The 16,301-nt window shown below is 43.2% G+C and carries 13 protein-coding genes; 6 read left to right on the top strand and 7 right to left on the bottom strand.

The annotated features are described in order from the left end of the window. Nucleotides 1-5 precede the first annotated feature (5 nt). On the top strand, nt 6-428 hold the full coding sequence (locus tag EZ437_RS15975; RefSeq protein ID WP_131597064.1) for a DUF1801 domain-containing protein: 423 nt from the start codon (nt 6-8) through the stop codon (nt 426-428). Here the strand turns inward: EZ437_RS15975 and surE are convergent. Further along, nucleotides 416-1,144, bottom strand: coding sequence for a 5'/3'-nucleotidase SurE (gene surE, locus EZ437_RS15980; RefSeq protein ID WP_131597065.1), 729 nt, complete (start codon nt 1,142-1,144; stop codon nt 416-418). The two genes, EZ437_RS15975 and surE, sit on opposite strands and share 13 nt — an antisense overlap. A 65-nt stretch (nt 1,145-1,209) precedes the next feature. Here surE and EZ437_RS15985 point away from each other — a divergent pair, with 65 nt between their 5' ends. From EZ437_RS15985 to EZ437_RS16000, 4 genes are read left to right on the top strand one after another with little or no spacing between them, the layout of a single operon-like run. Next, on the top strand, nt 1,210-2,133 hold the full coding sequence (locus EZ437_RS15985; protein ID WP_131597066.1) for a diacylglycerol/lipid kinase family protein: 924 nt from the start codon (nt 1,210-1,212) through the stop codon (nt 2,131-2,133). A 40-nt stretch (nt 2,134-2,173) separates the two neighbouring features. Continuing rightward, nucleotides 2,174-4,267: a phosphate acetyltransferase gene (gene pta, locus EZ437_RS15990; RefSeq protein WP_131597067.1), complete on the top strand. Its 2,094-nt coding sequence runs from the start codon at nt 2,174-2,176 to the stop codon at nt 4,265-4,267. 19 nt (nt 4,268-4,286) lie between these two features. Next, nucleotides 4,287-5,426 carry an acetate/propionate family kinase gene (locus tag EZ437_RS15995; RefSeq protein ID WP_131597068.1) on the top strand — a complete coding sequence of 380 codons (1,140 nt, stop codon included), beginning with the start codon at nt 4,287-4,289 and terminating at the stop codon, nt 5,424-5,426. A 27-nt stretch (nt 5,427-5,453) separates the two neighbouring features. Continuing rightward, a complete protein-coding gene (locus EZ437_RS16000; RefSeq protein WP_131597069.1) occupies nt 5,454-6,269 on the top strand; it encodes a glutaminyl-peptide cyclotransferase in 816 nt (271 codons plus the stop codon). Here EZ437_RS16000 and EZ437_RS16005 read toward each other — a convergent pair. Beyond that, the gene (locus EZ437_RS16005; protein WP_131597070.1) at nt 6,262-8,421 is read right to left on the bottom strand and encodes an ATP-binding protein; all 2,160 of its coding nucleotides are present in this window, start codon (nt 8,419-8,421) and stop codon (nt 6,262-6,264) included. The two genes, EZ437_RS16000 and EZ437_RS16005, sit on opposite strands and share 8 nt — an antisense overlap. A 152-nt stretch (nt 8,422-8,573) precedes the next feature. Here EZ437_RS16005 and EZ437_RS16010 point away from each other — a divergent pair, with 152 nt between their 5' ends. Next, a complete protein-coding gene (locus tag EZ437_RS16010; protein WP_131597071.1) occupies nt 8,574-10,685 on the top strand; it encodes an outer membrane protein assembly factor BamB family protein in 2,112 nt (703 codons plus the stop codon). On the opposite strand, the gene EZ437_RS16015 is transcribed toward EZ437_RS16010, so the two are convergent. The 5 genes from EZ437_RS16015 to EZ437_RS16035 form a co-directional block, all read right to left on the bottom strand. Continuing rightward, nucleotides 10,664-11,545 carry an SMP-30/gluconolactonase/LRE family protein gene (locus EZ437_RS16015; RefSeq protein WP_131597072.1) on the bottom strand — a complete coding sequence of 294 codons (882 nt, stop codon included), beginning with the start codon at nt 11,543-11,545 and terminating at the stop codon, nt 10,664-10,666. The two genes, EZ437_RS16010 and EZ437_RS16015, sit on opposite strands and share 22 nt — an antisense overlap. 6 nt (nt 11,546-11,551) lie before the next feature. Then, a complete protein-coding gene (locus EZ437_RS16020) occupies nt 11,552-12,322 on the bottom strand; it encodes an SDR family NAD(P)-dependent oxidoreductase (protein WP_131597073.1) in 771 nt (256 codons plus the stop codon). Between the two features lie 9 nt (nt 12,323-12,331). Next, nucleotides 12,332-14,047, bottom strand: a complete 1,716-nt coding sequence (locus EZ437_RS16025; protein ID WP_131597074.1) for an IlvD/Edd family dehydratase — start codon at nt 14,045-14,047, stop codon at nt 12,332-12,334. Between the two features lie 135 nt (nt 14,048-14,182). Then, nucleotides 14,183-14,932 (bottom strand): porin family protein, encoded by a 750-nt coding sequence (locus tag EZ437_RS16030; protein WP_131597075.1) that lies wholly within the window; start codon nt 14,930-14,932, stop codon nt 14,183-14,185. Nucleotides 14,933-15,017: 85 nt separating this feature from the next. Continuing rightward, the gene (locus EZ437_RS16035; protein ID WP_225869604.1) at nt 15,018-16,301 is read right to left on the bottom strand and encodes a sensor histidine kinase; all 1,284 of its coding nucleotides are present in this window, start codon (nt 16,299-16,301) and stop codon (nt 15,018-15,020) included.

A 16,301-nucleotide genomic window follows, 5' to 3' on the forward strand; every position in this document is an offset into this window, starting at 1 on the left:
TACTGATGGCAAAGAACAAGACATTTGAAACTGTTGAAAGTGTGGCAGATTTTCTGGATCAGCTAGGAGATGAAGCCAAAAAAAATGATGGTTTGGTCATTTGTGATTTAATGGCAGAAGCCACGGGTCATGCCGCTAAAATGTGGGGACCATCGATCATTGGTTTTGGAAGAATGCACTACAAGTATGAGAGCGGCCATGAAGGGGATGCCCCTCTCATCGGTTTCTCTCCTAGAAAAAATGCCATAAGTCTGTATTTGGCTTCCGATTTTGAAGGGAAAGAAGCATTGTTGGCTAATTTTGGTAAGTACAAACCGGGCAAGAGCTGTATCTATGTCAATAAGCTTAAGGACATCAACATTGACGTCCTTAAAGGATTGATCAAAGCGTCTTTAAACCATACTATCCGGACCAATCAGGTTTGCTGAATATATAGTTTTAATTCGGCCTCATTCGTAAGGTCAAGCCTTAAAGGAGTGATTGACACCAGGTCATTTTCAATGGCCCAGCGGTCAGTGCCTTGCTCGGCAGCTTCCAGTGGGGAGACGGTAATCCAGAAGTGCTTGCGCCCCATTGGATCTTCTCCAGGAATTACATTGCCGTCATATAACCTTACGGATTGCCTGGTCCAGATTATCCCTGCAGGTTTGCGCGGGAAGTTCACATTGTAGAGACCGAGCGTGCTGTCTTTAAGCAAAATTTCCAGCGATTGTTCGACAAAAGGATCCAAGCCCTCAAAATCAGGTTCTGACTTCCCCACCGGTGTGCTGAGTGCTATTCCCCTAACACCAAGCAGCACTGCCTGCTTAGCTGCCGCAAGCGTTCCTGAATGCCACATAGAGTTTCCGAGATTAGGGCCCATATTGATACCAGACAGCACTACCTCTGTATCAGGATACATATGTAACCCAAGCGCCACGCAGTCTGCGGGTGTTCCGTTGACCCTAAAAGCTTCAACACCTTCAAATACGATTGGTGATTTTTTGTAACTAAGTGGTCTTGAATGTGTGATGGCATGTCCCATTGAGGATTGCTCCACATCAGGTGCTACAATTCTTACCTCACCAAATCGCAATGCTATTTTGGCAAGCGCTGCTATTCCCGGGCTATATATTCCATCATCATTGGCTAAAAGGATTTTCATAGGATTGATCTTTTAATAAATAATCTATGTTTAAAACCTTAACAGGCTAATATTGTTCAGTTAATATGAAAAAAAATGGCAAATTGGTCAGATTGATACATAACCCAACAGCGGGTGAAGGAACACATTCCAGAAAAACCATCACGCATTTAATCAGTTCACATGGCTACAACTGTCAGTATTCTTCGTCCAAAAAGAAGCTATTGAAGGCCATAGATCCGGAGACTGAGTTTATAGCGATCGCAGGTGGAGATGGCACGATCAGGAAAACGATTATGAAATTGCTGGGTAAAAAGTTGAAATACAAACGACCCATAGCTTTACTTCCCTTTGGAACAGCCAACAACATTGCTACTTCCCTGGGCATACCAGAAAACACACATGAGAATATTGCTTCCTGGGCTGGTTACCATTTGAAGAAATTTGATGTAGGACAAGTGACCGGTATGGGCAAAACTGAATATTTCATCGAGTCATTTGGGTTTGGCTTGTTTCCCAAACTCATGAAAACACTGAAAAAGAAAGATACCACACAAAACAAAACTGCTGAGGACGAGTTTAAAATGGCACTTTCGGTATTACAGAAAATCACTGCAGAGTACCCTTCTGTTCCTTGTAAGATTGAACTGGACAATAAGGTGATAGAACAGGAATGCATTTTGGTGGAAGTAATGAACATCAGCAGTTTGGGTCCGCATCTGCAATTGAGCGCAGGTGCAGACCCCGGAGACGGACTGTTTGATGTGGTAGTAGTGAGCGCCCGGCAAAGGGCGCAAATGGAGCGGTATGTTGCCAAAAAAGCAGCGCTTGAGAACCCTAAATTTACAATAAAAGCGTTTCGTACCAAAAGCCTGAAAATAACATGGCTGGGAAAGGATGTTCATGTAGACGATGAACTGGTTAACGATTATGATGGCAGCACCTTAAAAGTTTCGCTGCTTGACAGCCTACTGGAAATAGTTACCGACAAGGCAGCCAAACCAACCTGATTTTGTATATTCGGCATGTAGTATCACCTATCCGTTCCTTATGACTAAAAATATTTTCATAGCCTCAGCAGAACCTTATACCGGAAAATCAGTAATTGCCTTTGGCATGATCAACATGCTACTGGCCAAAACACAAAAGGTTGGATATTTTAAGCCGATCATCGCACAAGACGACCGGGAGAAGAAAGACCTTCATGTAGAAGCAATGCTTGATTACTTTTCCCTGCCTGTAAATTATGAAGATGCATTTGCCTTTACAAGGCAGGAAATGCTGCACCAGTCTGATACAGAAACTACCGGCGACATCATTAACACCATCATCAGCAAGTATAAAAAACTGGAAGACAATTATGATTTTACAGTAATTGAGGGCAGTGATTTTCTTGGAGAAGGTATCGCCTTTGAATTTGAATCCAATGCACTGATGGCCAAAAACCTGGGCGCACCGGTATTGATTGTGGTATCGGGAAAAAATAAAACTGCCAGTCAGCTGTTTAAGACTGCTATAAATATCTACCGCAACTTCCTGCTGCGTGATGTGCAGGTATTGGGAGTGATAGCCAATATGGTGAACCCGGATGAGGCAGAGCGTATAAAGCAGGCATTGACCAATCAGCTGCCCCCGGAATTGCTGATCGCGGTGATCCCTATAGAAACCGGCTTGCAAAGTCCGACCATGAAGGAAATTACGGCGGCCCTGAATGCGGAAGTGCTGTTTGGCGCCGATCTAATGGATAATCAGGTTGACAACTTTGTGACAGGTGCGATGATGCTGCCAAATTTTCTGAGACATATAAAAGATAACCTGCTGATCGTGACTCCGGGTGACCGTGGTGACATCATTATTGGATCATTACAAGCTAATATATCAGCCAACTACCCTAAAATAGCAGGTATTGTGCTGACCGCAGGAAGTTTGCCTGATGAGCCCATGATCAGGCTGATCGAGGGGTTGCAGACGGTGATACCGATCATCTCTGTGCAGAAAGGTACTTTTGAAACGACCACAACTATTGGCGCCATTCACTCTAAAATCACGATAGACAATAAGAAGAAAATAGCACTGGCTATAGATCTGTTTGAAAGGTACGTGGACATTAAAGCGCTGGATGATAAGATCATTACTTTCAATTATAAGGGAATAACGCCACATATGTTCCAATACCAGTTGGTAAAATGGGCAAAAAGCCAGAAGAAACATATTGTTTTGCCTGAGGGCAATGATGAGCGGATATTGAAAGCAGTAGAGAAGCTGGTAGCCCAGGATATTGTGGACATTACCCTGCTGGGAGATCCGGCAGAAATAGGCGCCATAATCAAGAGATTGGGCTTGAACCTTGACCTGAATGCCATTCATATTCGCAACCCCGCTGTTTCCAAACATTATTATGATTACGTGGAAACGCTTTATGAACTCAGGAAAACCAAAAATGTAAACATGGAAATGGCGAGGGATATGATGACCGATGTTTCCTATTACGGCACCATGATGGTATATAAAGGCGATGCAGATGGCATGGTATCGGGGGCGGTACATACTACTCAGCATACCATCAGGCCTGCCCTGCAGTTTATAAAGACCAAACCCGGTGTATCAGTGGTATCCTCCATCTTTTTTATGTGCCTGCCGGAAAGGGTGGCCGTGTTTGGCGATTGTGCCGTGAACCCCAACCCTACTGCACAACAGCTTGCCGAGATTGCGATATCATCGGCAGACAGCAGTGCCAAGTTTGGCATTGAGCCCCGTGTAGCCATGCTTTCGTATTCTTCAGGCACATCGGGAGAAGGAGAAGATGTGGAACGTGTGAGAGAGGCAACAGCAATAGTAAAACAAAGACGCCCCGATCTGAAGATCGAAGGCCCTATACAATATGATGCAGCCGTTGACCCTTTGGTGGGTCAGCAAAAACTACCCGGATCTGAAGTAGCAGGAAGAGCCAGTGTGCTAATCTTTCCGGATCTGAATACCGGTAATAACACTTACAAGGCGGTACAGAGAGAAACCGGCGCATTGGCCATTGGCCCCATGCTGCAGGGACTGAACAAACCCATCAATGACCTGAGCCGGGGCTGTACGGTAGACGATATTTTTAATACCGTAGTGATCACCGCCATTCAATGTCAGGACATTTAAATTTAACGATACATTCTTTATGAATATTTTAGTCATTAACTCTGGAAGCAGTTCCCTTAAATACCAGCTTTTTAAAATGCCTGAGAAAGCGCCCGTTTGCAGTGGCCTGGTAGAGCGGATAGGTGAAGCAGGAAGTGAGGTCAGTGATCATGGCGTTGCATTGAAAAAGGTAATTGCAGCAATGTCTGAAGGACCGAATGCTGTAATCAGGAGCCCTGATGATATTGTGGCTGTAGGTCACAGGGTAGTACATGGCGGAGAGCGGTTTAAAGGGCCGGCTATCATTGATGAAGCAGTAAAAAAGCAGATAAAAAGGCTCTTTTCTTTAGCTCCGCTACATAACCCGGCAAATTATAAATGCATAGAGGTAGCCGAACAAACATTCCCACACGCTAAGCAGGTAGCTATCTTTGATACTGCTTTTCATCAAAGCATCCCCGAAATGGCCTATCGGTATGCTATTCCTGAAGAATATTATAAGGAACATCGCATCAGGGTGTACGGATTTCACGGCACCAGCCATAAATATGTGAGTGAACAGGCCATGGGATGGCTTAAAAACCCTGAGGCCAAACTGATCAGTATACACCTGGGAAATGGCTGCAGCATGACGGCTGTAAATGCCGGGAAATCTGTGGACACCACTATGGGATTTGGCCCGCTAAGCGGCCTGATGATGGGTACACGCTCTGGAGACATTGATGCTTCGGTCGTATTTCACCTGATGGAGCATTCTGGTTATACACTGGAGCAGTTGAGTACGCTGTTAAATAAGCAGTCGGGACTACTAGGTGTAGGCGGAACTATGGACATGCGGGACATCAGGAAGCGACTGGAACAGGGTGATGAAAAGGCAAGGCTTGCGGTACTTTTATATGCCTACCGGATCAAAAAATTCATTGGCGCTTACGCAGCGGTCTTAAACGGATTAGATGCCATTATATTTACTGCTGGAGTGGGAGAAAATGATGTAGCGATGAGAGCAGCCGTCTGCGAAAATATGGAATACCTGAATATCGTATTTGATCAGCAAAAAAACACACAGTATAAAAAAGAGCTGCTGGAAATAAATGCAGATGAGTCGCCGGTAAAGATATTAGTGATTCCCACCAACGAAGAATATGAAATAGCGCGCCAATGTTTTGAATTGGTATCGTAATTTCTGACAATTTGCTAGATTTAAAAAATGAAGATCAAAATCATAATTTGTGCGGTTCTACTGGCCGGTCTGCAAAGCTGTCAGAACGGCCCTAAAAGTACAGAACAAGTAGTTACCACGAATAGCATAGCGGCGATTGATTTTAAGCTAAAAGCCATACTTCCGCATGACAGCACCTTGTTTACAGAAGGTTTGCTGGTTTATAACGGGGAATTGATTGAGAGCACCGGCTCACCCGATGACATGCAAAAAGCCCGGTCCCTGATTGGTAAAATGGATCTGAAAACCGGAAAACTTGATATCAAAGTTGAGCTGGACAGATCAAAATACTTTGGTGAAGGGATTGCTATTTTGAATAACAAACTATACCAGCTTACTTACAAAAACCGTGAGGGATTTATTTACGACGCGACTACCTTTAAAAAACTGGGTGGATTTAAGTATAATAACCTAGAAGGATGGGGCATGACTACGGATGGTAAACAGCTGATCATGAGTGATGGCACGAGTGTGATTACTTTCCTGGACCCACAAAGCCTACTACCTGTAAAAACAATCAATGTAACCAAGTACGGCCAGTCGGAAAACATGATCAATGAACTGGAATATATCAATGGATTTATTTACGCGAATATATGGCTCAGCAATTTCATTGTTAAGATTGACCCTTCAAATGGAAAAATAGTGGGGAGAATAGATCTAGGATCCATATTTACTATGGAACGAAGCAAGAATATACTGGGCGCAGAAATGAACGGCATTGCCTTTGATGCAAAGGCGGATAAGGTGTATATAACCGGAAAGCTATGGAAACATATTTACGAAATTGAATTTGCTAAATAAATAGCAGCATTTTCTCAAACAGATCTTCTTTTACAAAAGGTTTGGATATGTATTCATTCATCCCTGCAGCTTTACATTTGTCGCTTTCATCGGCGAGTACTGATGCGGTCATTGCAATGATCGGAATGTCAAGTAGACCTAGTTCTTTCCTTATTTTCACTGTCGTCTCGCGCCCGTCTATTTCTGGCATTTGTATGTCCATGATAATGAGGTCAAACTCCTGATGCTTTAAAAGTTCGATTGCTGAGAAGCCGTTATCTGCCAATGTGGTATGCATTCCTGAATTTTCAAGTGTTTTAATGATCACTTTCTGATTAATTATGTTGTCTTCGACCACAAGGATGCGCTTATTACACAATAACGCAAACTTAGCTTCTTCTTCTGTGCTTCTGTTGGCTACCGGCACCGTGCTGAAGGGTATCTCAATTAGAAATGAACTTCCGTTTCCAACTTTGCTGGTTACAGAAATCTTGCCCTCAAATAACTCTACAAGCTGTTTTACAATTGCTAGTCCAAGACCTGTGCCTCCAAATTTCCTGGTGATATCTAAACTGGTCTGCGTAAAACTTTGAAAGATGTAGCCAATCCGCTCTTCAGGAATGCCGATACCTGTATCTGTAATCCGGAATTGTAGTTTCACAATACCAAAATTGCAACTTTGTGCAGTAACATCGATGTGAATAGCGCCTTCAGATGTGAACTTTATGGCGTTGGACAAGATATTTGATATGATCTGGTGTAATCTTAAAGGATCGCCCAAGACACCAAGAGGTACTTTGTGATCTATGGTTAAATGCACAGGCAGTTGTTTTTCCTTAGCTTTTACTTGCATTGAATCAATCACCTGGGTCAATACATCAGTTATTTTGAACGCAATCTTTTCCAGTTCAAGTTTGCCAGCTTCTATTTTGGAGAAATCCAGGATATCATTGATCAACACCATTAAGTTTTTAGATGATTGGCGTATGATCTCCAAGTATTCGTCTTGGGTAGCATCCAAACTGGTTTCAGAAAGGAGGCTTGTCATTCCCATAATTCCGTTCATTGGTGTGCGAATTTCATGACTGATATTAGCCATAAACTGTTCCTGGGTCAGCCGTGCATTTTCCGCTTCATGTCTTGATTTTTTTAATCCTTCTTCATACACAATCCGCTCTGTAATATTTCTGCTTATTAATCCAGATGCAATGACTTCACCTCTGCTATTCTTAATAGGGAATTGTCTGGTAAAAAAATAAAGAGTTTTGCCGTCTACAAATACGCGCTCTTCTGTTTCGAAATAAGGATAATTCACATCTATCCTGATATCACTATTCCCATATTGAATCTCCTTTGTAAATTCAAGTCGGTCAAACGTTTTACCTACTATATCCTTCTCATTCAAACCAATAAACTCCTGTGTGGCTTTATTTGCGAAGAGGATTTTTCCCGCCCGATCCCTGATCATCATACAGGTTGAAGTGTTCTCCAAAAGTGCTCCCAGTAACATGTCTTGTTCTGAAATGACCCCACTGCTGGCACTTGTAGTTTCGATTCGTCTCTTTCTTAAAAAGTTATATCCGTTAAGGATTAAAAGTATCAATAATAAAACTAAAGAACCTATATTAGCAGAATAGGACTTGGCAGAAACATCATTAATATCTTGGTTGGTAGACTTTACACGATTCTTTAAGCGTTCCTTATATTCGAATAAAAGTGTCCACACCATTCCCATCCCACTTTCACTTTGCTCTACCGCCTTTATGGATTGTTCTGTAACTAAATCCTTAGGATGGGCAGCTATATAACTATTGATCGCTTTATTTTCTGTGTGATAAATCCGGTCTATTTTTTCAACCAGATTCTTTAGATCAGGGTATTCTGCAGATAGTGTTAATTGTTCTATGAGAACTTTGCTGACAACATTTTGGAATTTTACAAGATTAGTTAGTGCTTCAGGATCGCGGGCAATTGAATATGATCTAAAAGTTTGTTGAACTGACCCTAAGTTGGCGCTGAGTTCGTCTGTTAAATTTAAGAGCATCTGGACCTTCTGAATGGAACTTTGCTCTTCCTTTATTTGATGTGTAAAATATAATTGAAATAGGGAACTGGTGATCACTACTATGAAAAGAAAATAGGAAGCCCATTTAAGAATATTTTTTTCAGACATATGATAGTTAACAGATAGATTTTAGTTTAATTTAGAACTAGTAATCTACCAATAAAATACTGACCTTGAATGAGAGAAATATCAATTTAAAACAATTCTTGATAATCAGTATGTTGGATGTAAATAAATATCAGTAAGCCTCTGAAGATATTATGAAAAAAAGCATAACCATAATCTGTATAATCTGCGCTGCAGCAATTCTTTTGCACAGCTGGAAGCTAAACAAACATGCCGACCTGGATCATTCTAAGTGGTCAGAGTATTTGGGCGGCCCGGACAGAAGTCATTATTCTTCACTCAGGCAAATTAATGCAGGTAATGTATCCAACCTAAAAAAGGTTTGGGAATATAAATCCGGAGATTCCGGTCAGGTGCAATGCAATCCGATCATAGTAGATGACGTATTGTACGGAGTAACAGCCTCTAATCAGGTATTTGCACTTGATGCGGCCAATGGTATGCAGAAATGGAAATATGTACAGCCAGGCGAAGGGACTTCTAACACAAACCGGGGAGTAACATACTGGAAAGATGGTGATGACAAGCGTATTTTATATGGTTATAATGCTTCTTTGTATGCCCTCAATGCAGAGACCGGGCAGCTTGTCAAATCGTTTGGAGATGGCGGAAAAGTAAGTCTGAAAGCAGGTCTGGAAGCTAATGCGACAAACCGTTATGTAGTATCTAACACTCCTGGAACCTTATTTGAGGATTTAATTATCATGCCTTTGCGGGTTGGCGAGGATGGAGGTGCAGCAATTGGATATATCCAGGCCTTTGACGTTAGAACAGGTAAAGTAGCCTGGGTATTTAAAACGATACCGGATGCAGGAGAACCGGGTGCAGAAACCTGGCCAGCAGACATCAAAGTCAAACAAGAAGTTGGCGGCGCAAACAGCTGGCCAGGAATGTCGATAGACAGAGAAAGACAGATCATCTACGTCCCCACCGGATCTGCTGCATTTGACTTCTATGGCGGGAACAGATCGGGTAAAAATCTGTTTGCAAATTGCCTGATTGCGCTGAATGCACGCACAGGAAAATATATATGGCACTATCAGATGGTTCACCATGATATCTGGGACAGGGATTTGCCTGCGCCACCAAATCTTTTAAAAGTAAAACAGAAGGGTAAAGTCATTGATGCAGTAGCCCAGGTTACTAAAAATGGCTATGTATTTATCTTTGACCGCGTCACCGGAAAGCCTTTATTTCCTATTGATGAAAAGCCTTTTCCGAAATCGGATATGCCTGGAGAAAAAGCCTGGCCTACACAGCCTATCCCAAGATTGCCTGCCGCTTTTGCCCGGCAAAACGTGACTGAAAATGACATCAGCCATATTGCTGAGAACCGACAGGAACTGATTGAAATATTCAGAAAGGCCAGGAAGGGTACTTTTCAGCCCTTAAGTCTTAGCCCTACGATCTTATTACCTGGAGCAGATGGAGGAGCAGAATGGGGCGGTGCGGCGGTAGACCCTGAAGGTATTTTGTATGTCAATGCCAATGAGATGCCCTGGATTTTTAGCTTGAGCGAGAACAAAAGAAGTAACTCAGAAAATCTAAGTTCCGGACATTTGCTTTACAACAATACCTGTATAACCTGCCACGGTGCTGAGTTAAAAGGAAACCCTGCAAGCGGCTTTCCTTCTTTAGTAAATATCAAAACGCGTGTAAGCAGGAAAGAAATTTCCCGGCTAATTACCAGCGGACGAGGGATGATGCCAGGCTTTAATCAACTCTCTGCCATTCAAAAACAAAGCATCATAGATTTCCTTTTTAATGAAGAGAAAACCGAAGCTTCTTCAGCAATTGCCGGTAGCAAAACCGCTGCTGCTGCTGCACCTTATAAATTTAATGGATATGACAAGTTCCTGGACAACAATGGATATCCGGCTATCAGTCCGCCCTGGGGCACACTTACTGCGATAGATATGAACACGGGTAAGCACTTATGGAAGCGGACACTTGGTGAATTTAAAGAACTGTCAGCAAAAGGTATACCGCAAACAGGTACAGAGAATTATGGCGGGCCAACAATAACCGCAGGAGGGTTGCTGTTCATTGCCGCAACAAAAGATGGTATGTTCCGGGCATTTGATAAAAAGACGGGGAACCTATTGTGGGAAACACAGCTACCTGCTGCAGGTTATGCTACGCCAAGTACTTACGAAGTGAATGGTAAACAATATGTTGTAGTGGCGTGTGGCGGGGCAAAACTGGGCACTAAAAAAGGCGATAGCTATGTCGCATTTTCACTATAAACCTTAACTCCTTTCACCCCGGGAGATTTGATGATAAACAAATTGCCGCTTTCGGGATATTCGCTTAGCTGTTGCGGAGTCAGGTTTTCCCTGGCAGTGGTAATGACCAGTTCGTCAAGCTGATCACCCGCAAAACAACAGTTGGTGACATTTGGAACAGGTAACTTTATCAGATCAATCAGTTTGCCACTGAGCGGATTCCATCGCCCTAAGGCAAAGCCACCATATAAAGCTACCCATAGCATGCCTTGATTATCTATGGTTATCCCATCAGGCATGCCCATTTGCGGGGGAATATTGATCGCATCCTTTTCATATTCAATCGCACCTGTTACTACATTGAACAAATAAGATTTTACCGACCGGGAAACTGTGTCGATAAAATACATACGGTCATTGTTGTGCGACCATACCAGTCCGTTGGGTATGGTCAGCTCCTCCAGCATTTTTACAGGAGGCGCTGAAAGATTAGCAAGGCGATATAAGCTCCCATGGCCTGCTTTGCAATGAATGTCCATCACACCGATCCAAATCCGGCCTTTACTGTCCACACCACCATCGTTACATCTGCGATCAGGGATATGCTTTTCTATGTCGGCAAGCCATTCAAACTCCCCGGTTTGCAGGTCCATGCTTATCAGGCCACCCTGCACGCCAAGGGTCAGTTGGTCATCATTTCCTTCAATGATCAATGATACACGGCGGCCGAGCCGCCAGGTCTGAGCATTTTTTGTTTTCCAATCCAGTTCATGGAGTATACCCTGTTCGATATCTACCCAAAAAAGACTTTGCCGCTTTGCATGCCAAAAAGGAGATTCGCCCAGCACATTTGATGCTTTATATAATGTAGATACCGTCATGCTAAATTAAAATGGTGAAATACTAACCGCGCTCCAGCCACCGTCTACCACCAAGGTCTGTCCGGTAATCTGGCTGGCCTGAGGGGATACTAAAAACAATACTGCGTTAGCAACGTCATCCACCGTTCCTGCCCTGCCCATTGGCGTGATACGTGCCCAGGTACTTTTATAATCTTCATCTTCCAGGGTCCGCTCAGTAAGCGTAGCCCCGGGCGCCACTGTATTTACGGTGATCTTATATTCAGAAAGCTCTATGACAAGGTTCTTGGCAAGCATTTGCAGCCCTGCTTTGGTCATTGCATACGCTGCCAGATCTTTGTGCGCCTGCTGACCGGTGACGGAAGACATAAACAGTATGCTTCCGCCGCTTTGCTGTTTGATCATCTGCAGTGATGCCCTTTGTGCCAAAAAGAAACTGCCCTGCAGGTTTACCCGCATTACATCCTGAAAAGCCTGTGGCTCATACTTTAGGAAATCGCCAAATAATGTAATCCCGGCATTGGCAACAACTACATTCAACTTACCAAAGCGCTGCACCGCTTCATCTACCAGCTGTTGTACCAGGTCGATGTCTCCAGCATCACCGGCTATGGGATATGTTACGCCCGGCCCTATAGCATTGATGCTATCTGAGGCAGATTTTATCAGCTCCGGATCATTGTCATTGATGATTACTGAGGCACCATTCCTGACCAATTTACTAGCTATTTCATATCCTATTCCTTTGCCCGCCCCGGTTACTATCGCAACCATTCCTTCAAAATCTTTAAAATTCATATATTAATTTCAATGAGAATCCTTAACTACTTTACTACCTGATCCACCTTTTAAAAAATCAAAATCTGCCCCTAAATGTGCTTGTTCCACATGCATCTGGTACAGATGGGTATAACCTCTGTTGACAATATTGCCATGCAGGTTTAGCTTTGCCTTTCTCAAGCTGATTTCTTCATCAGAAACCTCCAGATGAAGGATACCTGCCTGCACATCCAGGGTAATGACATCCCCATTCTGAACCACCGCCAGCGTACCGCCCACTGCCGCTTCCGGCGATACATGGAGCACTACAGTTCCAAACCCCGTTCCGCTCATGCGTCCGTCAGAAATCCTCACCATATCTCTTACGCCCTGATCCAGCAATTTCTTAGGAATAGACATATTGCCGACTTCAGGCATACCAGGGTAGCCACGCGGCCCTACATTTTTTAATACCAGGATACTGCTTTCCCCGACATCCAGTTCAGGATCATCTATTTTATGCTTATAATCGTCTATGTCTTCAAAAACCACGGCCTTGCCAGTGTGTTTTAAGAGGGCTGGTGTGGCTGCTGATGGTTTTAGCACAGCACCATTTTCGGCCAGATTACCCTTTACCACAACGATCCCTGCTGTGGTATTAAAAGGAGTTTCCAATGTGCCTATCAGGTCCCTGTTATAGCAAACACAGTCACTGTAATTATCTGCCATAGGCTTGCCGCTTATGGTGATGGTTTCATTATGAAGGTGGCTTTGCAATTCTTTCATTAAAGCAGGCAATCCTCCGGCATAATAGAAATCTTCCATAAAATACTTCCCTGAAGGCTGCAGATTTGCCAGCAAAGGCACCCCTCTTGCCGCTGTATTAAAATCATCAATACTGAGTTCCACACCTATTCTGGCTGCAATGGCCAACAAGTGGATGATGAAATTTGTAGAACCTCCTATGGCTGCATTTACTGTAATGGCATTTTCAAATGCCTTACGCGTTAATATATCAGACAACTTAAGGTCTTCTTTTACCATCTCCACTATGCGGTTTCCGGAGAGGTGCGCCAATGCTTTTCTGCGGGAATCTGCAGCTGGTATCGCTGCATTGTCGGGCAGGGATAAACCCAGCGATTCTACCATACATGCCATGGTTGATGCCGTGCCCATAACTGCGCAATGTCCCTTGCTCCTGGCCAGACAGGCTTCAGCAGTATAAAGCTCCTCATCGCTCATAGTGCCGGAGCGGTTGTCCTCAAAGAAAGTCCATATATCTGAGGTACCGATGTCTTTGCCCCTGTGCTTGCCAGTCAGCATTGGGCCACCTGAAATCACAATAGTCGGTAGGTCTACGCTACAGGCTCCCATTACCAGTGCAGGTGTTGTTTTGTCGCATCCGCAGAGCAGCACCACGCCGTCCAGGGGATTTGCCCTGATTGATTCTTCCACATCCATACTGACCAGATTTCGGTAAAGCATAGCCGTTGGCTTCATTAAAGTTTCACCGAGCGACATTACCGGAAATTCTACCGGATATCCTCCAGCCTCATAGATCCCGTTCTTTACAGACTCAGCAAGTTCCCTAAAATGCGCATTGCAGGGCGTTAGTTCCGACCAGGTATTACATATTCCGATTACAGGCTTGCCCTGCAGCTGATGGGATGGTATTCCCTGATTTTTCATCCAGGCACGATAAATAAACCCATCCTTCCCTTTTTTGCCAAACCAACCCTGGCTTCTAAGATGTTCTTTCTCCATTAATATATTTGGTTTTACATGCTTTAACTTGTCTAGACATGTTTTATTGTGTGTTTAGTTTTACGAACGTAAGCTAGCAGTTTATTTTAAATAATTCAGCATTAGCCTTTATATAAATTTGACCTGACACAAAATCTAAAACCTGACACCAAACGCCATAGATGCTGTAAACATATGTGTTTTCAAATTACCCCCTTCAAGTGTTTTATCCCTTTCAAAAACAGGAAGCAGTGTATGGCTGAATCTTAAATCTCCAAAGATAGTGGCTCTGTCAGTATTCTTTTCTCCAATCTGTACACCCGCAAGCAAACTGGTGTTGAATGGATTGACACTATTTAATCTTGCCTGTTCATTCCTCCCTCTGCTTGGCGATCCATCCGTACTTTTCTCATACCTTAATTTGGTTTTGCGGTTTACAACCGTCCCAGGCGCCAAACCTATGTACCCCATTACCATCACTTTATAAGCCGGAGGTTTGAATCCATAGTTTATCATCAATGGAAATTCGATGTAATCAATATTATAGTTAAAATAAGTATAGGCAAATTCCTCATTGCCTTCATCATCAACTATAATCACTCGCTGATTCGGTTCCCTGAAGGCCATGCCTCTGGAATTAAAGATCACTTCGGCCCCTAAGCTGAAATGCTTGTTTAAGGTAAGTTGAGCAGTGACACCCCCCATTCCTGAGGGTCGGTAATAAGATAGAAAATCGGCATACTTTGGTGACCTTTCACCATCAAAAGGAGCTACCTCGCGTGTAAATAACGAGGCGTTAACACCGGCTTTCAACCCGAACTTTACCTTTTTCTCATAAGTGGGTTCCTCCTGTGCACGGGCAAACAGCCCGTACAAGGAAAATAGCAGTAATAATTTCAGTTTCATATTATGTGTTTTATGTGTAAACTAAAATTATAAATAAAACCGATAAAGTTTTGTAATAATTTAACTGAAAATTCAATTGCTGGTTTTACCCAAACAGGATCACAAAATCTGTTTGTCCCGGTTTCAGGGTCGCTAATGAAAACTCAAATCCATGATTGAGTAAAATCTCCCTTACCAGGGTCAGGCCTATCCCCTGACCGTCTTTTTTGGTGCTAAAAAACGGGCTGAACAGTTGTTCTCCCAATTGTTCAGAAATTCCTTTGCCCGTATCTGAAATTGTCAGCTTCCGGGATGCGGTATCAAGTAGGAAACTCACCGTACCATCTGATCCAATCGCCTCAATTGCATTCTTAACGATATTGATCAGTACCTGTTCCATTTGCTGAACGTCGGCCATCACATAATAAGGCTGAGGGAGATTAAATTCAAAGCCAACTTGATGCTGACCTGCCTTTATCTGCATAAAATCCGCAACAGATTGTACCAATGCCCCCACGTCAGTCCTGAGTTTATTTACCGGCGACAACTTAACCAGATCTGCAAAATTCCTCATAAACAGGTTGAGGTTTTGATTTCTTTCTACAGCAATCTGCATGGCATTCTTAAGCGAATCACTATTTGCGGATAGCCAAAGACCACTTGTATCCAAAGCCTGACTAATAATGGAATTGACCGGACCAACCGTATTATTAACCTCATGGGCCATCATCCTGATCACTTTACCATAAGCATTCTTTTCAGCTTCAAAGATCTCAGCGGTAAGTTCTTCCATCATCACAAATACACGCGCAAATCCCCTATCTATAAAATGCGACTTCTGTACCTTATAGGTATTAATCCCTCCTATCCTGATGGTTTTAGACTCGCCGGGTTTAAGCGGTTCCAATTGCTTCACAAAATCATCAGAACCAGCGCCCAGTATTTCTGCAGCCTTTGGGTTGATTTGCCTGATCCGATTGTCGTAATCCAGGATGATAATACCCGTTGGCGAAGTATGGATCAGTTTCTCCAGAAAGAAATGTTGTGCCTCCTGTCTGGTCCTTTCCTCTCTGAGTGCGTCCATCATTTGGTTGTATACCACAATCAGTTCGTCTATCTCTATCTTGCCGGTCAGTAAGAACTTCACATTAAAATCGCGGTCTTTTATGGCATTAATGCCCTCTTTAATATAAGTAAGCGGCTCGATAAGCTGCCTGTATAAGCCTATTGAAATTGACAATGAGATCAATACAAAGACTTCTGATGCGATAAAGTACAGTTTATCTTTCTCAAAGATCAGGTAACAAAGCGCTAAAAAGACCAGGTGAATGACCAGTATAAAAAGCATAAACTTAGTCTTAAGCTTCAGGATACTTATTCTGCGCTTCAT

The organism is Pedobacter psychroterrae (assembly GCF_004331695.1).
Taxonomy (GTDB): Bacteria; Bacteroidota; Bacteroidia; order Sphingobacteriales; family Sphingobacteriaceae; genus Pedobacter; species Pedobacter psychroterrae.